The 18,771-nt window shown below is 68.6% G+C and carries 20 protein-coding genes; 15 read left to right on the top strand and 5 right to left on the bottom strand.

All coding sequences use genetic code 11. From position 1 onward, the window contains the following. Positions 1-12: 12 nt before the first annotated feature. From K9U15_RS05145 to rpmE, 11 genes are all read left to right on the top strand, one after another. Positions 13-1,509, top strand: coding sequence for an LCP family protein (locus K9U15_RS05145; protein ID WP_157005737.1), 1,497 nt, complete (start codon positions 13-15; stop codon positions 1,507-1,509). Positions 1,510-1,741: 232 nt separating this feature from the next. Continuing rightward, positions 1,742-1,978 (top strand): NifU family protein, encoded by a 237-nt coding sequence (locus K9U15_RS05140; RefSeq protein WP_015540363.1) that lies wholly within the window; start codon positions 1,742-1,744, stop codon positions 1,976-1,978. A gap of 18 nt (positions 1,979-1,996) precedes the next feature. Next, entirely contained in the window at positions 1,997-2,287 is a 291-nt protein-coding gene (locus K9U15_RS05135; RefSeq protein ID WP_087191019.1) for a hypothetical protein, read from the top strand. A gap of 150 nt (positions 2,288-2,437) precedes the next feature. Then, on the top strand, positions 2,438-3,328 hold the full coding sequence (pdxS, locus tag K9U15_RS05130) for a pyridoxal 5'-phosphate synthase lyase subunit PdxS (RefSeq protein ID WP_087191018.1): 891 nt from the start codon (positions 2,438-2,440) through the stop codon (positions 3,326-3,328). Between the two features lie 7 nt (positions 3,329-3,335). Further along, entirely contained in the window at positions 3,336-3,926 is a 591-nt protein-coding gene (gene pdxT, locus K9U15_RS05125; RefSeq protein ID WP_096228151.1) for a pyridoxal 5'-phosphate synthase glutaminase subunit PdxT, read from the top strand. 73 nt (positions 3,927-3,999) lie between these two features. Then, a complete protein-coding gene (locus K9U15_RS05120; protein ID WP_087191016.1) occupies positions 4,000-4,218 on the top strand; it encodes a UDP-N-acetylmuramoylalanyl-D-glutamate--2,6-diaminopimelate ligase in 219 nt (72 codons plus the stop codon). A 96-nt stretch (positions 4,219-4,314) separates the two neighbouring features. After that, positions 4,315-5,154 carry a prolipoprotein diacylglyceryl transferase gene (lgt, locus tag K9U15_RS05115; RefSeq protein ID WP_096228152.1) on the top strand — a complete coding sequence of 280 codons (840 nt, stop codon included), beginning with the start codon at positions 4,315-4,317 and terminating at the stop codon, positions 5,152-5,154. 94 nt (positions 5,155-5,248) lie between these two features. Further along, a complete protein-coding gene (locus K9U15_RS05110; RefSeq protein WP_087191057.1) occupies positions 5,249-5,629 on the top strand; it encodes a desulfoferrodoxin family protein in 381 nt (126 codons plus the stop codon). 177 nt (positions 5,630-5,806) lie between these two features. After that, positions 5,807-7,264 (top strand): pyruvate kinase, encoded by a 1,458-nt coding sequence (gene pyk / locus K9U15_RS05105; protein WP_227115517.1) that lies wholly within the window; start codon positions 5,807-5,809, stop codon positions 7,262-7,264. A 93-nt stretch (positions 7,265-7,357) separates the two neighbouring features. Next, complete coding sequence (gene rhaD, locus K9U15_RS05100) at positions 7,358-8,266, top strand: rhamnulose-1-phosphate aldolase (RefSeq protein WP_096228154.1); 909 nt, start codon at positions 7,358-7,360, stop codon at positions 8,264-8,266. Positions 8,267-8,380: 114 nt separating this feature from the next. Further along, positions 8,381-8,860 (top strand): 50S ribosomal protein L31, encoded by a 480-nt coding sequence (rpmE, locus tag K9U15_RS05095; RefSeq protein ID WP_096228155.1) that lies wholly within the window; start codon positions 8,381-8,383, stop codon positions 8,858-8,860. Positions 8,861-8,950: 90 nt separating this feature from the next. On the opposite strand, the gene K9U15_RS05090 is transcribed toward rpmE, so the two are convergent. The 4 genes from K9U15_RS05090 to K9U15_RS05075 form a co-directional block, all read right to left on the bottom strand. Continuing rightward, positions 8,951-10,090 carry an ABC transporter substrate-binding protein gene (locus K9U15_RS05090; protein ID WP_096228156.1) on the bottom strand — a complete coding sequence of 380 codons (1,140 nt, stop codon included), beginning with the start codon at positions 10,088-10,090 and terminating at the stop codon, positions 8,951-8,953. 37 nt (positions 10,091-10,127) lie between these two features. Beyond that, positions 10,128-10,910, bottom strand: coding sequence for an ABC transporter ATP-binding protein (locus tag K9U15_RS05085; protein ID WP_096228157.1), 783 nt, complete (start codon positions 10,908-10,910; stop codon positions 10,128-10,130). Next, positions 10,907-11,872, bottom strand: coding sequence for an iron ABC transporter permease (locus K9U15_RS05080; RefSeq protein ID WP_227115518.1), 966 nt, complete (start codon positions 11,870-11,872; stop codon positions 10,907-10,909). The genes K9U15_RS05085 and K9U15_RS05080 overlap by 4 nt, the downstream gene beginning before the upstream one ends. An 839-nt stretch (positions 11,873-12,711) precedes the next feature. Next, complete coding sequence (locus K9U15_RS05075; protein WP_301155704.1) at positions 12,712-13,605, bottom strand: DUF364 domain-containing protein; 894 nt, start codon at positions 13,603-13,605, stop codon at positions 12,712-12,714. 152 nt (positions 13,606-13,757) lie between these two features. Here K9U15_RS05075 and K9U15_RS05070 point away from each other — a divergent pair, with 152 nt between their 5' ends. Both K9U15_RS05070 and K9U15_RS05065 read left to right on the top strand, forming a co-directional pair. Next, positions 13,758-14,642 (top strand): hypothetical protein, encoded by an 885-nt coding sequence (locus K9U15_RS05070; protein ID WP_301155703.1) that lies wholly within the window; start codon positions 13,758-13,760, stop codon positions 14,640-14,642. Positions 14,643-14,720: 78 nt separating this feature from the next. After that, complete coding sequence (locus K9U15_RS05065; protein WP_087191006.1) at positions 14,721-15,413, top strand: flavin reductase; 693 nt, start codon at positions 14,721-14,723, stop codon at positions 15,411-15,413. A 149-nt stretch (positions 15,414-15,562) separates the two neighbouring features. Here K9U15_RS05065 and K9U15_RS05060 read toward each other — a convergent pair whose 3' ends face one another. Continuing rightward, positions 15,563-16,507 (bottom strand): class I SAM-dependent methyltransferase, encoded by a 945-nt coding sequence (locus K9U15_RS05060; RefSeq protein WP_123673580.1) that lies wholly within the window; start codon positions 16,505-16,507, stop codon positions 15,563-15,565. 112 nt (positions 16,508-16,619) lie between these two features. On the opposite strand from K9U15_RS05060, the gene thyX reads away from it, so the two are divergent. Together thyX and K9U15_RS05050 are read left to right on the top strand one after the other, a co-directional pair. After that, complete coding sequence (thyX, locus tag K9U15_RS05055) at positions 16,620-17,300, top strand: FAD-dependent thymidylate synthase (protein ID WP_096228162.1); 681 nt, start codon at positions 16,620-16,622, stop codon at positions 17,298-17,300. A gap of 1 nt (position 17,301) precedes the next feature. Then, complete coding sequence (locus K9U15_RS05050) at positions 17,302-18,765, top strand: DUF1385 domain-containing protein (protein ID WP_123673578.1); 1,464 nt, start codon at positions 17,302-17,304, stop codon at positions 18,763-18,765. Positions 18,766-18,771 lie beyond the last annotated feature (6 nt).

Here is an 18,771-nt window from a genome sequence, read left to right as displayed (position 1 = left end):
CGGGGCCGTTGCATGGCTAGGCGCAAGAAGGGCTTCACCGCAGCCCAATCGAAGCTCACGTCGCACCGCATGAGGTCGGCGATGCTCGGCACGCACGTGCCGCGGCGCATCCGCCCGGCATCGGCCCGCATGAACGCCGATGCCGTGGGCTTCTCCAGCACGCGCAAGAAGAAGCGCGCCGCGCGCGGCGTGGTGGACACGTTGCTGCCCTCCACGGCCACGCGCGAGACCTCGTCGGACTACAGCCGCCGCGTGGGGCGCCGCGACATCGCCCAAGAGCTGCAGCGCAAGGCGCGCGTCCGCCGCATCGTGGCCGCCGTCATCGCCGTCGCGGTGGTGGCCGCAGTCGCCGGCGGCGTGGGGCTGGCCACGTTCTTCGGCTCGGTGGACGGGAAGATGGGGCTGGGCGACTCCGACGCGAAGGCCGCCCTCACGGCGCCGAAAGAGGGCGCCTGGTACGCCCTGCTCGCGGCCGACCTGGGCGCCGCCACGGCCACGCAGGAGCAGGAGGGCCCCGACGCGCTCGTGCTCGCGCGCGTGGACGCTTCCTCCCGTGCGGTCACGCTCGTCTCGATTCCGGCGAACTTGCAGGTCACGCTCAAGGACGGCAAGGTGCATCCCCTGCGAGAGGCCGCGGCGCAGGGCGATGCGGCGCTCGTGTCGGCGGTGGCCGGTTTCGCGGGAGTGGACATCGCGCACTACGCGAAGACCGATGCGGCGGGCATCGCCTCCCTGGTGGATCATTTGGGGGGCATAGAGGTCGACGTGGCGCAGGAGGTGGACGACCCTGCGGCAGGCGACGTCTACCTGGCCCCCGGCGTGCAGACGCTCGACGGCAATGCGGCCGTCACGTTCCTGCGTGCGCGGAACTTCTCGAACGGGATCGACGATCAGGCGCGGAACCAGCGTGAGTTCCTGGCGTCCTTGGCCGCGCGCATGCTCGAGGACGGCGGCGCTTTGGCGTTCGCCACGCAGCTGGACGCTGTGGGCGGCTCGTTCCATACCGACGTTGCGGCTGTGGACGCCCTCAAGCTGGCTGGCGCGCTGGGCGGCATCGATGCCGCGAGCGTGCAGGGGGCGCTCGTGCCCGGTTACGAGGCCACACGCGACGGCGCGACCCGCTACGTGGCTTCGAGCGACGCGTGGGCGGGCATGATGGAGCTGGTTGACGCAGGTCAGCCGCCCGTTGTGGACGAGGGCGCGTATGCGCAGGTCGACCGCGGCAGCTTCAAGCTGGAAGTTCGCAACGGCGCGGGCATAACGGGCGGGGCGGCCCAGGTGGGAGAGATCCTGGCGGCCGACGGGTTCAACGTGGCCGGCACGGGCAACGCCGACAGCTCCGAGTTCCCCGAGACGCTCGTGGTGTATGACGGCGAGGAGCACAAGGAGCAGGCCGAGGAAGTGGTGCGCGCTCTGGGCACAGGCCGGGCTATCGTGGGCGCGGGCTATTACGAGTACGAGACCGATGTGCTCGTGATCATCGGCAGGGACTGGAAGCCCGTGGCGTAGGCGGGGCGCGACGCGGCTGGCTCCGGTGCCTGCGACTTGCTCCCAGCGACGGCCCCGCCGCCTTTCGGGCCGCTCGATGCGTTGCTCCCGCATGCCTTGCAGCCACCCGTCCCGGAACGCGGCCGGCCGGTCGGTGTCGCCCGCGTGCATTTACGGCACCGAGCGCGTCGCGCCCGCCGCGCTATGGTAGAATCGGCACCCGAGAAACATCATTTCGACGAAGGAGCTTTTCATGGTAGACAAGAACGACGTGGCGGCGGTGCTCGAGCTCATCCGCCCCAGCCTGCAGGCCGACGGCGGCGACGTGAGGTTCGTCGATGTGGACGAGGACGGCGTGGTGTCGGTGGAGCTGCAGGGTGCCTGCAAGGGCTGCCCCATGTCCGAGATGACGCTGGCGAACGGCGTGGAGCGCATCCTGAAGGAGCGCGTGCCCGGCGTGACGAAGGTCGTCGCCGTCCACGAAGGCTAGAACGGAGGGACCGGGGCCATGGCGAACTGTTGGGAGCGGCGCGGGTGCGACGAAGAGATGATGTCGCGCTGCCCGCACAACACGCCCGGCGAGCCGTGCCCGGCCGACTGCCACTACGCCGCCTGCGACCGGCCGACGCACGTGGTGGCGACCGACTTCGCGGTGCTGCTCAACCCCGAGCGGTACTACGATGCGGCCGTGAAGGAGGTGTGCCGCTTCTGCGAGCACTTCCTGGAGCACGGCCCGGACATCGCCGACGCGCCCGAGGACGGGCCGCGCGCCGGCAACCCGAACCGCTTCCTGCTGTAAGGCGGGCCGCGGCTGCCGCTTGCACGGCGGGACGCCGTTCCCGCTGTCCGCATGCGGCGTTTGGGGTATCATGAGCAAGGCAGGAACGCGCGGCCGCCCGGGAGGGCGGCCGCGTTGCACGCAGGGCCAACGATGGAAACAGGAGGAAGCATGACCGAGCAGGTGCAGGGCACGCTGAAGGTTAAGACCGGGTTCGCGGAGATGATGAAGGGCGGCGTCATCATGGACGTCGTGAACCCCGAGCAGGCGAAGATCGCCGAGGATGCGGGAGCGGTGGCCGTTATGGCCCTCGAGCGCGTCCCGGCCGACATCCGCGCCCACGGCGGCGTGGCGCGCATGAGCGACCCCACCATGATCGAGGGCATCGTGGAAGCCGTGTCCATCCCCGTCATGGCGAAGTGCCGCATCGGGCACTTCGTGGAAGCCCAGGTGCTGCAGAGCCTCGGCGTCGACTTCATCGACGAGAGCGAGGTGCTCACGCCGGCCGACGACGAGTACCATGTGAACAAGTGGGACTTCGACGTGCCGTTCGTGTGCGGCGCCCGCAACCTGGGCGAGGCCCTGCGCCGCATCGCCGAGGGCGCGGCCATGATCCGCACGAAGGGCGAGCCGGGCACGGGCAACGTGGTGGAGGCCGTGCGCCACATGCGCACCGTGACCACCGACATCGCCCGCATCAAGGGCCTGCGCGACGAGCAGCTGTTCACCGCCGCAAAGGACTTGCAGGCGCCCTACGAGCTGGTGAAGTGGGTGGCCGAGCACGGGTGCCTTCCCGTGGTGAACTTCTCCGCCGGCGGCATCGCCACGCCCGCCGACGCGGCGCTCATGATGCAGCTGGGCTGCGACGGCGTGTTCGTGGGCAGCGGCATCTTCAAGTCGGGCGACCCGGCCAAGCGCGCCCGCGCCATCGTGGAGGCCACGACGAACTACGACGACCCCGACACCATCGCGCGCGTCTCGCGCAACCTGGGCGAGGCCATGGTGGGCATCGAGATCTCGGACATCCCCGAGAACGAGCTCATGGCCGGACGCGGCTGGTAAGGCTCGCATGACGACGAAGCGCATCGGCGTCCTGGCTCTGCAGGGCGCCTTCCGCGAGCATCGGCGCATGCTCGAAGGGCTGGGGGCCGACACGCGCCTCGTGCGCTGGCCGGCCGAGCTGGATGGGCTGGACGGCCTCGTGATACCGGGGGGCGAGTCCACGGCCATCGCGAAGCTCCTGGCCATCCACGGCTTGTACGAGCCGCTGCGCGCCGCGCATGCGGCCGGCATGGCCGTGTTCGGCACGTGCGCCGGCGCCATCCTCATGGCGCGCGACATAGAAGGCGCGCGCCCCGACCAGGAGCCGCTCGCCCTCATGGACGTGCGCATCCGGCGCAACGCCTACGGCCGGCAGATCGACTCGTTCGAGACGGCGGTGCCGTTCGACGGGGTGGCGGGAGGCCCGGTGAAGGCCGTTTTCATCCGCGCACCCCGCTTCGCCGATTTGGGGCCGGGCGTGCAGGTGCTCGCCGCCGGCGACGACGGCGAGCCGCTTGCCGTGCGCGAAGGTCGCGCGCTGGCCGTGGCGTTCCACCCCGAGCTCACCGACGACGACCGCGTGCATGCCTATTTCCTCGAAAGCGTGGTCGGCGCGTGACGTTCGGCCTCGGGGAAGTCTGCTACAATGGGTTTCATTGGCGGACCCGGCAAGGCGAAGGAGCGTGAGGCGCATGAGTCAGACGATTACCTGCCCGGCGTGCGGCGCGTCCGATCTGGACGTGTGCTGCTACGACTCCATGATGGTCGTGCGCGCGGACCTCGCCATGTTCACGTTGCGCTGCCCCTCGTGCGGCGCCAAGGTGTCCAGCATGCAGACCATCCCCTCCCAGCTGCGCGAAGAGGTGCGGTTCGCCGCCATCGAGGTGGGCGCGGGCATGGGCCGCGAGTAACGTCACGCGCCCGGCTGCGCGTCGGGGCGGGCCCGCACGCGGCGGAGCCTTCCGCCGGCGCCGCAGGGCCGGCGATCGGCAAGGCAAAGGAATCCTATGCTCAACGACCTTTACTGGAATCTCGACCCCGTCCTGTTCTCGGCGGGGCCGTTCACCGTGCGGTGGTACGGCATCGCCTACGTGGCGGGGTTCGTGTGCGCCGCCCTGCTCATCTGGCGGCTGGCCAAGCGCTGGCGCATTCGCGTGGACGCCGACGCGCTGCTCACCATCATGTTCTGCGTCATCATCGGCGTCGTGGCGGGCGGTAGGCTGGGATACGTGCTGTTCTACGGCAACGGCCTGGAGTTCTACCTGCAGAACCCCCTCGAGGTGCTCGCGTTCAACCATGGCGGCATGAGCTTCCACGGCGGGCTCGTGGGAGCGCTCCTCGCCGGCATAGCGGCCGCGAAGATGACGGGCATCCCGTACCTCACGTTGGCCGACCTGGGCTGCGTGGCGGCTCCCATCGGGCTCTTCTTCGGCCGCCTGGCGAACTTCGTGAACGGCGAGCTGTGGGGCGGCCCCACCGACCTGCCATGGGGCGTCGTGTTCGGCGGGGCCGCGGGCCCCATGCCGCGCCACCCCTCCCAGCTCTACGAGGCGCTGCTGGAGGGAGTGCTCATCTTCGCCGTGCTGTTCCTGCTCTCGCGCAGGCTCCCGCCGCGTCCGCGCGGCACGTTCCTGGGCGTGTTCCTTATTATGTACGGTTGTTGTCGGTTCGCCATCGAATTCGTGCGCCAGCCCGATGTGCAGCTAGGATACCTGTGGGGCGGTTGGCTGACCATGGGCCAGCTTTTGTCCGTCCCGCTCGTGCTCGTGGGAATCGGCGTGCTCGTTTATGCGCTTCGGATGAAGAAGCCGCAACAGGGTCTTCCTGAATTGCCACAAGGCGAGTAACATATAAGGCGTGCCATCAAGGAACGAACCTGAAGCCCGGTCGGGCCCCGCGCAGGCGGTGGTTGCGGTCGGGAACGACCTCGAAGGGGGAACCATGGAGCTCAAATTCTACCATTGCCGCCACTGCGGCAACATCGCCGTCAAGCCGTTCGACTCCGGCGTGCCGCTGGTATGCTGCGGCGAGCAGATGGAGGAGCTTGTCGCCAACACGACCGACGCCGCGCTCGAGAAGCACGTGCCCGACGTGAAGGTGGACGGCTCGAACGTCCACGTGCAGGTGGGCAGCACGCTGCATCCCATGACGCCGGAGCACTACATCACGTTCGTGTGCCTGCAGACGAAGAACGGCTACCAGTTCGTGCAGCTCACGCCCGAGGACGCTCCCGTGGCCGATTTCGCCGTGGCCGAGGGCGACGAGCCGGTGAAGGTGTACGAGTACTGCAACATCCACGGCCTGTGGGTGGCCGAGGTCTAGGCCCCGCTTCCCAAGCCGCATCGAGCGCCCGTCCCGCACCGCGCGGGGCGGGCGCTCGCGCTTTCCCTTTGTGAAACTCCGCTTCCGATTCGGCCGCCGCCCGGACGCGCGGCGGGGTTCGCGGTATCATGCAACGTGCAGGGTCCGGTCCGGGCACCGCATGGCGGAAGGAGCAGCATGGCAAGGCGCACGAAGATCGTTTGCACGCTGGGTCCGTCGGTGGACGACGAGGCGTCGCTGCGCGCCCTGATGGGGGCGGGCATGGACGTCGCGCGCTTCAACTTCTCGCACGGATCGCACGACGAGCACCGCGCGCGCATGGAGCGTTTGCGCAAGGTGCGCGGCGAGCTGGACTCGCCCTGCGCCATGCTGCTGGACACGCGCGGGCCGGAGATCCGCACCGGCCGCCTGGCGGGAGGCCGCCCGGTGGAGCTTGCGGCCGGCAGCCGGATCGTGCTCACCGAGCGCGCGGTGGAGGGCACGCCCCAGCTGGTCTCGCAGAGCTGCCCGGGCTTGGCCGCGGCCGTGGGGGCGGGCACGTCCATCCTCGTGGACGACGGGCTCTTGGAGCTCGAGGTGGAGGACGTGGACGGCACCGACATCCGCTGCATCGTGAGGAACGCGGGCATGCTCGGCGAGCGCAAGTCCGTGAACGTGCCGGGCGCGGCGCTTCCCCTGCCGGCGCTCACTGACCAGGACCGCGCCGACCTGCTGTTCGGCATCGGGCAGGACATCGACTTCGTGGCCGCGTCGTTCGTGCGCGACGCCGACGGCGTGCGGGCCGTGCGCCGGTTCTTGGACGGGCACGGCGGCGAGGGCATCAGGATCGTCGCGAAGATCGAATGCTCTGAGGCCGTGGAGAACTTCGACGCCATTCTGGAGGCCGCCGACGGCGTCATGGTGGCGCGCGGCGACCTGGGCGTGGAAGTGCCCGCCTGGCGCGTGCCCCATATCCAGAAGAACATCATCCGCGCGTGCAACCGCGCGTCGAAGCCCGTGATCACGGCCACCCAGATGCTGGAGTCCATGGTGCGTAACCCGCGCCCCACGCGCGCCGAGGTGGGCGACGTGGCCAACGCCGTGTATGACGGCACCGATGCCGTCATGCTGTCGGGCGAGACGGCGTCGGGATGCTACCCGGTGGAGGCCGTGCGCATGATGGCGCAGGTGGCGGAGGCGAGCGAGCCGTACCTGCACGACGAGGCCGCGCCCGACCGCAGCCGCGAGCATGCGCGCGTGGCCTTGGCCGTGGGCATGGCGGCCGTGCAGGCCGCCGAGACGCTGGGAGCCTCGTGCATCGTGGCGCCCACGATGTCGGGGCGCACGGCGCGGCTCATGTCGAACCTGCGCCCGCGCGTGCCCATCTACGCGGTCACGCCGTTTCCGCGCGTCATGCGCCAGCAGCAGCTGAGCTGGGGCGTCACGCCCATGCTGGGCGACGTGCAGGGCGACATGCAGCATGTGGTGGAGAACGCGCGGGCCAAGGTGCTGGAGCGCGGCCTGGTGGCGCCCGGCGACATCGCCGTGTTCACGGCGGGCGACCGCGCCACGAGCCCGCTGGAGGACGTGGGCTGCGGGCGCACCGACGTGGCGGCCACGAATGCCATGTACGTGGTGCAGATCCGGGAGGACTAGGACGCGCGGGCGGCCCGGTTCGCGCCGAGGGCGCGGGCTGCGGGCGCGCCTGCAGACGAGGGCCGCCGCGGGCGGCCGGACAAGGAGCAGGACATGGGCTTTTTCGACAATGCGCAAGAAGTGATCGACCGCGGCGTCTCGGTGGCGAAGGGCGCCGTGTCGGGCGTGGCCGTGGAGCAGCAGGGCTTCGTGAAGGGCTTCGTGCGGCTGTGCAACGACGGCTGGGAGCAAGGCTGGCACGAGCGCAACGGCGGCAACGCGACGTACCGCCTCACGCCGGAGGACGTGGCGTCCTGCCGCTCGTTCTTCTACGACACGGCCAGCTCGTGGGTGCCGCTGGGGCTTGCCGCGCCGGGCATGCGCCGCTCGTTCTTCCTGGTCACACGCGCCGGCGCGTTCATGCGCAACGTGGCGCTCGACCCGGACGCCACGCTCGGCATCGTGGAGCTGAACGACGAGGGCGACGCCTGGCGCATCGTGTGGGGCTTCAAGGAGGGCGGCATGCCCACGAGCGAGCTGGCCAGCCATGTGCTCATCCACGAGAAGCGCGCCGCCGCCACGGCGGGCGCGGCCCGGGTGCTCTACCATGCGCACCCGGTGAACGTGGTGGCCTTGTCGGCTGTGATGCCGCTCGACGCGCGCACGTTCACGCGCGCGCTCTGGAAGGCCATGACCGAGTGCGTGATCGCCTGCCCCGAGGGCCTGGGCGTCGTGCCGTGGATGGTGCCGGGCGGCGCGGACATAGCGCAGGCCACCGCCGAGCTCATGGGGCGCTACCCGGCCTGCGTGTGGGCGCAGCACGGCCTGTTCTGCTCGGGCGCGGACTTCGACGCCACGTTCGGCCTCATGCACACGGTGGAGAAGGCCGCCGCCGTGTACGCGCAGGCGCGCCTGCTCAACGGCGGCAGCGATGCCTTCCCGAACACGATCCCCGACGCCGGCCTGCGCGCCATTGCGGAAACGTACCACCTGCCGATCAACGGGGAGTTCCTGGAGGGGTAGGATTCCGCTGTGCGCGTTGCCTGTTTTCCCTCGCGTGAGCGTTCCGACTGTGCTATCATGCAAAGGCTTGTCTTCGCCTTGGTCGGAAACCAAGGCCTGTCTAAGGAGAACCAAATGAAACAGGGAATTCATCCGGAATACGTCGAGTGCACGGTGAAGTGCAGCTGCGGCAACACGTTCACCACCATGTCGACGAAGCCGGAGCTGAAGATCGACATCTGCAACGTGTGCCACCCGTTCTACACCGGCCAGCAGCGCTTCGTTGACACCGGCGGACGCGTGCAGCGCTTCGCCGACAAGTTCGGTGCCGCCAAGGAGACCGTGGCCGAGCGCGAGGCTGCGAAGAAGGCCGCCAAGGCCGCAGCCGTCGCCGAGGCCGAGGCAAAGCGCAAGGCCGAGCGCGAGGCGAAGGCTGCCGAGAAGGCCAAGCGCGCCGAGGAGTTCGCCAAGAAGGCCGAGCGCGATGCCGCCAAGGCCGCCGAGGCCGAGGCTGCCGCCCCTGCCGAGGATGCCGCCCCCGAGGCCACGGCCGAGGAAGTCGCCGCCGTGGACGCGCTCGTGGAGGCTCCGGCCGAGGAGAAGGCTGCCGAGTAGCGCGCGCCTCCGCACGAGACATCGCACCGAACGGAAGCGCCCGGCCATCGGCCGGGCGCTTCTGCTTCCGAAGGAGGGGAGGGAAGCCGTTTACTTCGTCTGCGCGTGCGCGGCGATCTCGTCGAACTCGGCCTGCGAGAGGTCGTAGCCGTAGAACGTCTTGAAGTAGCCCGCCACGGTGTCGTACATATCGTCGTCGTACTGGTCGGGATACAGCAGGCGGGGCAGCCACTGCATGCCCAGCACCTGGTTCACGGTCGGCGGGTTGTTGAGCCAGCACCACGGCGCGCCGGGCACCTCGTAGTAGTTCCCGTCCTTTACCGCCGTGAGGTCGGCCCAGGCCGGGTCGCTGCCCACGGTGTCGTAGATGCTGCCCTCCTGGAACAGGATGAGCTCGGGGTCCCAGAGGGAGAGCTGCTCGAGGCTGATCTCGGTGCCGCTGCCGCTGCCCGACACCTTGCCGAGGTCGGCCACGTTGCTCGCCACAAGGTCGACGACCTGGCCCTGGTAGGAGTCCTTGGCGATGGTGTTCGTGCCCTTGTCGCCCAGCAGGTAGGCCACGCGCACCCGCTGGTCGTCGGGGATGCCCGCCATCACGGACACGGTCTCGTCGTACGCCTTCTTGCAATAATCGGACAGCTCCGCGCCGCGATCCTCCATGCCCAGGAGCTCGCCGAGCATCTCGTAGGCATCGCCGTAGGTGTCCATGGTGGTCTCCACGAACACGACGGGGATGCCCAGCTGCTCCTGCAGCGTGTCGAGGTCCTCCTTGATGCCGTCCTTGGCCTCGCCGGTGTCGATGAGGATCTGCGCGCCGGCCGCGGCCACGGCCTCCTTGTTGAGGTCGCCCTTGGCGCCGAACGCGGCCCCGGTGACGGGCAGGTCGGCGTAGTTGCTGCCCAGGTACTTCACCTGGTCGTCGGTGAGCTCCTGCGAGAGCGTGACCAGCTTCTCGGGGGCCATCGTCAGCAGGACCTGCGTGGCGGTGTGGCCGGCCGGGGCGATGCGGTCGAGCTGCGCAGGCACCTCGACCGTGCGTCCGGCCGAGTCGGTGAACGTGCGCGTGGCGTCCACAGCCGCCTGGTCGCTCTTGGCGTCGCCGCCTCCCGATGTGCTCCCATTGCCGCCGCTGGAACAGCCGGCGAATGCGAACGCCAGCCCCAGGCAGAGCGCGCAAGCGGCCAGCAGCCGCACGAGCCGTGCGTGTTTGGATATCCTCGTTCCTTCCATGTGCCTTCCTTTCCCTTTCGTTCCCTTTTCCTGGAATCTATCGTTGTATCTCGCGCACGGGCACGCAGACGCGCACCTTGTCGCCATAGAGGGAGTTGACCTCCACGTCCACGCCGTAGATGGTGCTCACCAGCTCGCGCGTGATGACGTCCTTCGGGTCGCCGTGCGCGAAGACGCGGCCCTCGTGGATGACGAGGGTTTGGTCGGCGTAGAGGAACGCCTGGTCGGGCTGGTGCGTGGACTGCACGATGCTCAGGCCCTCGCGGGCCAGCTGCCGCACGCACGACAGCACCCGCACGGTGTTGCCGTAGTCGAGCGCGCTCGTGGGCTCGTCCATGATGATGGTGCGCGCGTTCTGCGCGATGGCGCGTGCGATGAGCACGAGCTGCTGCTCGCCGCCGGAGATCTGCGTGTAGGGGCGGTGGCCCAGGTGCGCGATGCCGATGCGCTCGAGCGCGTTCCACGCCTGGTCCACCTGGCCGCGCTTCGGCGTGCCGAACAGGCCCACGCGGCCGCCGGCGCTCATGAGCACCACGTCGAGCACCTCGTAGTTGTACACGGGGGCGTGCGACTGGGGGATGTAGGCTATCTCGGAGGCGCGGTCGCGGATGGACAGGGCGCGCAGGTCCTTGCCGTTCACCGTGATGCCGCCCTCCCAGTTCCTGTTCAGGCACAGGATGCAGCGGAACAGGGTGGACTTGCCCACGCCGTTCGGACCCAGCACGTTCACCAGCGTGTTGTCGGGGATGGAGAACGTCAGGTCGTGCAGCACCTCGCGGCGCCCGTACGAGAAGCTCAAGTGCTCGACGTCGATGCTCATAGCTGCTTCTTCCTCGTGATGAGGTACAGGAAGAACGGCGCGCCGATAAAGGCGGTGAGGATGCCGATGGGTATCTCGGAGGTGGTGGCAAGGCGCGCCACATCGTCCACGACGAGCAGGAAGCTGGCGCCCATGAGCATGCTGGCCGGCAGGAGCTTGCGGTAGTCGCAGCCGATGACCATGCGGGCGAAATGGGGGATGACGAGGCCCACCCAGCCGATCATGCCCGTGACCGCCACGCTGGCGGCCGTCACGAGGGTGGCCGCGAAGATGACCACGATGCGCACGCGCTGCGCGTTCACGCCCATGGTGGACGCCTCGTCGTCGCCCATGGTGAGGATGTTGATGCGCCACCGGAGGGCGAACAGGACCAGGAGGCCGGCTGCCATGGGCGCTGCGGCCATGGCCAGGTCGGCGGGCTTCGCGCCGGTGAGGCTGCCCATGAGCCAGTAGGTGATGGCCGCCAGCTGATCGGTGGGGTCGGCGATGAGCTTGGTGTAGGACACGGCCGCCTGCAGAAGCGAGCTCATCATCACGCCGGCCAGCACCACCACCATCATGTGGTTGCCCTTGGCGCGGCTGCTTACCAAGAGCACCAGCATCACGGTGACGATGGCCGCCGCGAACGCGAACGCGGAGATGCCGAAGGCCCCGAGTCCCAGGAGGATGGCCACGGCCGCGCCGAACGCCGCGCCCTGCGAGGCGCCCAGGATGTCCGGTGACACGAGCGGGTTCTGGAACGTGCCCTGGAACGCCGCGCCGGCGGCCGCGAGCGAGCAGCCCACGAGCAGCGCGAGCGCGATGCGCGGCAGGCGCACCTGGAAGAACAGCGTTTCCTGCTGGGCGGTCCAGAACGGCTCGATGGGCACTACCAGGTTCGCCAGCATGCCCCCGGCCTCGGCCGGCGTGATGGGAAAGCGGCCGAGCATGAGCGAGGCGAGCGTGGACGCGACCACGAGCACGCCGAGCGCCACGAGGACGATGGCCGCGCGCCGCCGCTGGTTGCGCGAGGCGCATCGGGCTGCGTGGGCATCGTCGCGGGAGGTTTCGCGAGATGCGTCGCACGTGGCGTGGCGGGCGGTTTCGTCCGCGCGCCGAGGGGGTACCCCCTCGGCGCCTCTGATGCTTCCAGCATCAGAGGCGCCCTCGTCTCCCCTGAAGGTATGCTCAAGAGCCCCGATCGTCCCCGCCCCCTATAGACTGAAATAAGAATAATACCATAACCAATATATCCTAAAAAATGAATATTATCAATTGGGAATATATAAATCGGGAATTGGAAGACGATGGAAAATGGCGGGAAGGGGGTCGATGCGAAAGGGGCGCTATATTCAAAACACCCGCTCTTACTGCCCCTTTGACGCACAATCAGTGATTAGCGCAATCTGCCGACCTTCGCGCGCAGTGGCCCTCGAAACAGCTGCCTAACGCGCGGGGTACGCGGTGCCGTGGACAAAAAGGGGCAGTTTTCGTTATTCTGGATAAAAGATAGTTAAAACACCGGGCTTGCTACCAGGTGTTTCGCAAACGCCGCATTCACCACTCCTTGATTCCCGCCCAGAATCTATAGATTACCGAGCCTTTTTGTCCATTACCCTTTCGATCATATATTGAGTCGCCGCATGCGCGAGCAAAGCGCTTTGCGCATGCGGTACGACCGCGATCATCGACTATGCGTCAAAGGGGGAGTCGGAGCATTCGTTTGAAATAATGAACGAACTTTCCTTTGTCCGGCGGGAGGGTTCGCCGATGGGCGGCCTGCAAGGCCGGTACGCCCGCGCTGGGAGCGCGCGGGCCCCGCCTACGCCCCTGGCCGGGTGATGGACATCATCTGCAGCGCCTCGCCGAAGAACTGGCCGGCTCCGTTCTGGACGGCGAAGCGGGCCTTGTCGGGGTCGGCCACCACGCTGCCGGCCAGCATCTCCACGCCCCAGTCGAACAGGAACGGCGACATGACCACGCTCGGGCCCACCATGACGGTGGTGCCGTTCCTCGTGAGGTCGAGCAGGCGCGGGGCCGTCTTGTTGATGATGGTGACGCCGGTGATGAACGTGTAGTCGCTTTTCGGCAGCACGTACTCGCAGGCGGGGTCGGGCGTGTCGAGGGCCTGCGTGCAGTTGCGCTCAAGCACGGTGAGGTCGGCGTACTCGGCGATGCGGTCGACGTGCGGGAAATGGCCGACCACGGTGACGCGGGCTCGGCCGTCCCCGCCGCGGGCCGCCCCGGCGGCCTCGATGCGCGGGCGGTACTGCTCGAAGGCGTCGCGCGGCGGCACGCCTCCGCGCGAGCCGCGCTCGGAGCGCTCTACGGGCGGATCGTACACGGCGCCCAGCGGGTCGAGCAGGGGCTTCTGCGCGTAGTAGGCGTTGAGGGCCGCCACGCCGAGCGTGGCCTCCTCGAAGCACCACGACTTCGTCAGCTCCGCCACGGTGCGCAGCGGCAGGCCGCGCAGGTCCATCGTGTGCTTGCGCTTGGCGCCACCCTTGCAGGTGAAGCTGATGCCCATGCCGCAGTCCGCCTCCACGTAGGACCAGTGCGTGCCCAAACAGTAGTCGCGGACGACCAGGTCCTCGGGAACGTGCCCTATCAGGTGGTTGTAGAACTTCCACGGCGTGTCGTGGCCGTGCGTGCCGGGGAAGCTGATAACGTCGTTGCCGGGGTTGTTCGCGCAGCAGTCTTTCTCGGGGCATCCCATGGTCGTACCGTTCCTCTCTCTCGTGCGGAGCCGCCGGATGGCGCCTCCTTCGGGGCCGTTCACGGCGGCCCTATCCATATCTTCAATAGAGTATAATACAGAGTCAAGGAGAAATAAATGCAGGGCGAGGGCGGCGCGAGGAAGGGGATGCGATGCTGTTCATCTTGACGGGGGACGTGCAGTCGGGCAAGACGCGCTGGCTCGAGCGTCTGGTTGCCGAGCTGGCGGCCGACGGCGTGGAGAGCCGCGGCGTGCTGGCGCCCGGCGTGTGGCGCCCGCGCGAGGACGGGGACGATGGCGGCCCGCATCCGCTCGGATCGGGAGAGGGGGCCTACGAGAAGCTGGGCATCGACAACGTGCTGCTGCCCCAGGGCGAGCGCCTGCGCTTCGCCCGTCGCCGCGACCTCGCCGAGCGCGACGGCCAGCTGAACCCGGCCAGCCAGAGCGCGGCGGCGCAGCTGGCATGGGAGATATCCGGGGAATCTCTCGCGCGCGTTAACGCGCACTTCGAGATGCTGGCGAAATCGACCTTCCCCGAACGGCGGACGCCCGATGGCGCTGCGGTTTCCACGTGCTCCGGACAACGGGCGTCCGACGCTGCCGTGAATTTTCCGTATTCCGAAAAACGGTCGCCGGATGGACGGCCGTTCGAGGAAGCGGCACATGTTTCACGTGAAACATTTGTTCGTAAGGAAGGCGAGGGAGGCGCGGCTGCGCCCGCGGCAGGGGAAAACGCATGCATTCCTGCGGCGTGGAGAACCGTGGCTGCCGCGCGCCCTTGGCTGCTCGTGGTGGACGAGCTCGGGCGCTTGGAGCTGGAGCGCGGATGCGGGCTGACCGCCGCGCTGGACCTGGTGGAACGGGGGCCGGTCCCCGGGTGCGCGCATGCGCTCGTCGTGGTGCGCGCGCGGCTGCGCGATCGCGCCGAGGAGCGCTTCGCCGCGGCATGGGGCGGCTGCGAGGCGCTCGCGCCCGGCGACGGGGCGCGCAAGGCCGTCCGCCGCGCGTTCGGCCTTGCTTCCCTTATCGATAACTAGTATCATTAGGTTTCAGAGAGGCATCCGAAGGTCTTATCGCAAGCCGGGCGCGAGCGCGCCGCGGCGGAAAGGCGCACCATGATCGATCAAACCGCGTTCTTCAGCCTGAGCTACGGGCTCTATGTGATCTCGTCGAAGGACGCAGACCGCGCGGCCGGCTGCGTGGCCAACACGTTCCAGCAGGTAACCTCGTCGCCGCTGCAGGTGAGCGTGGCGCTGAACAAGGGGAACGCCACCACCGGCGTCATCCGCGCTGCGGGCCGCTTCTCGGCCACGTGCCTGGCACAGGATGCGCCCATGGAGCTCATCGGCACGTTCGGCTTCCACTGCAGTGACGACTTGGACAAGTTCGCCGCCTGCGAGCACGCCTTCGACGCCGCCGGCCTGCCCTACGTGGCCGAGCATGCGTGCGCGCACTACTCGGCGCGCGTGGTGCAGGAGATCGACCTGGGCACGCATGTCCTGTTCGTGGGCGAGGTGGAGGAGGCTGAGAAGCTGCTTTCCTGCGAGCCCATGACCTATGCCTACTACCACCAGGTGAAGGGCGGCAAGACCCCGCCGAAGGCCTCGAGCTTCCTGCCCGACGCCGTAGGCGCCCCCCTGCCGGCCGACGCCTCTGCCGAGGCGGCCGCCGCCGAACCGGGTCAGCCGAAGATAGCCTGGCGCTGCACCGTGTGCGGCCATATGGAGTACGTCGAGGAGCTGCCCGACGATTTCGTGTGCCCCGTGTGCGGTGTGGGAAAGGATATGTTCGAGCGGGTGGAGCTGTAAGGAACCCCCTGCAGAGACGTATTGCGGATCGCCCGCGCGGAGGGCGCTGTTGAGGCAATGCGGCGAGCGCACCGTTCGCTCGCCGCATTGCTTTCTGCCCGATGGGGAAGCCGTGCGGCTGGTCGGCGATTTTCCTGAGCAGGTTTCCGCTACTTGTCCCAGGCGATGAACGCCCAGGTGACTTTGCGGGGCTCGCGCAGGGCGAGGCGCTTCTCGGGCTCGCCCTTCCGGCCGGGCTGGCCGGCGCGGGGGTTCTCCACGAGGTTGTCGGCGAGCCAGGGGCGCAGGCGCGCGAGGGCGGCGTCCCGCTCCGCGGTGGTGACGAGGGATCCCACGGTGTCGTCCACCATGCGTGAGAACGTCTCGTAGGCCTCCTCGGGCGTGTCGAACGTGTCGGGGCGCGCGCTCTCTATGTAGGACACCTCGGGCTTCAGGCCCTCCTCTGCAAGGATGGCGAACGCGTAGAGGTAGTCGCGGCCCAGCTGGTTCTGCAGGCCGAGGGCGGTGAGCACGCGCTCGTCGGTCCGCGGTGAGCCGCCGGTGGGCAGCGTGATGCACACGCGACGGCGCGCCGCGTCGGTCAGGCGCATGAGCGAGTCCTTCAGGTCGGCGGTGGCTATGGAGCGCGAGGCCACGGCCACGTCGGCCGAGCCGGGGAGCACGCCGTGGGCGGCCCAGTCGTCCTCCCAGCTCATGAGCTTGGGCGTAACGGACACGATGCCGCGCTCAGCGAGCTCGCCCTCCAAGACGCCCAGCATGCCCTGCGAGAAGTCGGCGGCCACCACGGGGTGTCCTGCCGCGCCCAGCGGCACCGACAGCGCTCCGGTCCCGCAGCCCATGTCGAGCACCGACTCGCCCGGTCGGATGCCCGCCAGGTCCAGGAACCGCTCTACGTAGGGGTTGGGGGCGTCCTTCGAGCCGAACGTGGCCGCGCGCTTGTCCCAGTGCGAGGCGTCGTCCGCGGCGCGGCGGGCCTTCTGCAGCTCCTTCCATTCCTCGTTCCAGTCGTGCGTGGTGAGCAGCGGCGTGAAGGTGGTTGCGGGCTTGTCGGGGTGGGAGCCGTCGGGCGTTTCGTGGATGGAGTTTTCGACCATAGGGAAGCCTTTCGCATCGCGGGTTCTCGGCATCGGTTACCATACTAGCGAAAGACAGCGCCGAAACGAGCCGTATCGTCAAAATTATCCCGAATTGAGGAGTATCCGACCCATGCACGTCGAACTTCTGTACCACACTCCCGACCCCGAGCGCGCCATAGCCACGGCGGCGCGCCTGTGCTACGCGCCCGTGGGCGCCGCCGAGCTCATGGAGACCATGCCCGAGGAGCGCGTGCGCAGCGTGCTCTCCACCATCATGGGCAGCGGCCACTTCTCCACGCTCGAGCACGCCAGCTACACCTTCGCGGTGGACGGCGTGTCGCGCGCGCTCACGCACCAGCTGGTGCGGCACCGTATTGCCAGCTTCAACCAGCAGAGCCAGCGCTATGTGAGGTTCGCGGACGGCGTGGCCACGGTGAAGCCCGAGAGCGTCGCGGCGAGCGAGGAGGCGAGCTCGGTGTTCGACCAGGCCATCGCCGCCGCCGTCGAGGCGTACGGGAAGCTGCTGGATGCGGGCGTGCCGGCCGAGGATGCGCGCTACCTCTTGCCGAACGCGGCCGAGACGAAGATCGTCATCACCATGAACGTGCGCGAGCTGCTGCACTTCTTCTCCCTGCGCTGCTGCAACCGCGCCCAGTGGGAGATCCGCGACATGGCGCACCGCATGCTTGAGCTGGCGCGTCCCACGGCGCCGTTCATCTTCCTGGACGCCGGCGCCCCCTGTGTGGGCGGCACCTGCCCCGAGGGGAAGATGACCTGCGGAAACCCGTATCCGCGCGTGAAGAGGGGCTAGCATGGGCGAAGAGAAGAGCGACCTCTCGCGCGCATTCTCCGAGGACGGCGCGCGCAAGACGCACGTGGGCGGGCAGGCCCTCATCGAGGGCATCATGATGCGCGGCAAGTACAACTGGTCGGTGGCCGTGCGCGAGCCGGCGGGCGGAATCTACGTGGAGGAGCATGACCTGGCGAGCGGGCGCGCGAAGAACGGCTGGCTGCACTGGCCGCTCGTGCGCGGCTGCAGGGCGCTCGTCGAGTCGCTCGTGCTGGGGTTCAAGGCGCTCGAGATCGCGGCGGAGCATGCGTTTGCGGAAGATGATTCTGGCGAGGCGGCCGCTCCTACCTGCGAGACCGCGGAGGGAACGGGAGGGGCCTGTGGCTCGGGCAGTCCTGCTCGCACGGACAGCCCGCTGGGCTGTCCGGCTCGTGCGGAACTCGCCCCAGGCCCCTCCCGCTCCCTCCGCTCCGAGGCGGTCGAGGGGGTGCATGCTGGCGGCGAGCCTTCCGATGCGGATGCTGCGGTATCGGACGTCGAAGGGGGCACGGGCGGCTCCCTCGCCGATGAGGGGAAGGGCTTTTCTTGGAAGGACGACTTCGGGCGGCCGGGCACGATGATGGACGCCCTCGGGGCGCAGACGTCGCTCGAGGTTGTCGGCGGGCCTGACGCTGAGGGCAGCGGCGATGCCGATGCCTTGGACGGCGGACGCCCCTGCGCCGCGGAGCCCGAGAAGAAGTCCTTCCTCGACGAGGAGGCGGAGTTCGGCAAGGGGGCCATGGCGGTGTCCATGGTGCTCGGGCTCGTGCTGGGCGTGGTGCTGTTCATCGTGGCGCCCGCCTTCGTCACGAACCTCATCGTGGGGGAGTACGACCAGAACACCGTGCTCTGGAACGTCGTGGACGGCCTCCTTCGCGTGGCGGTGTTCGTGTTCTACCTGTGGCTCATCGGGCGCATGGCCGAGATCAAGCGCATGTTCGGCTATCACGGCGCCGAGCACAAGACCATCCACTGCTACGAGCACGGCCTGCCCCTCACCCCCGAGAACGCGCGCAGCTTCCCGCGCCTGCACGTGCGCTGCGGCACGGCGTTCCTCATCATGGTCATGATCATCGCCATCCTGGTGTACACGGTCACGCCCATCAACGGGCTCATCGCGGCCTGGGGCGTGCCCGACGGCGCGCCGAAGCTCGCGCTGGTCATACTCGTGCGCATCCTGCTCATGCCGGTCATCGCCGGCATCTCCTACGAGATCACCGTGCGCTGGGCGGGCAGCCACCCCGAGAACCCGCTGGTGAAGGTGGTGCTGTGGCCCGGCATGCAGATGCAGTACCTCACCACTAACGAGCCCGACGACGGCCAGATCGAATGCGCCATCGCGGCCATGCAGCGCGTGCTGGAGCGCGAGGAGGCCGAGGCGGCGGGTGCCGCCGACGCCCGGAAGGGCGAGGAGGGCGATCCTGGCACGGCGGTGTCGGCTGCCTGACGGCAC

Origin of the sequence: Gordonibacter sp. RACS_AR68 (genome assembly GCF_030418485.1) — a bacterium.
Taxonomy (GTDB): domain Bacteria; phylum Actinomycetota; class Coriobacteriia; order Coriobacteriales; family Eggerthellaceae; genus Gordonibacter; species Gordonibacter urolithinfaciens.
Note: the sequence above shows the minus strand (reverse complement) of the source record. Positions and strands in the feature narration are given on the sequence as shown.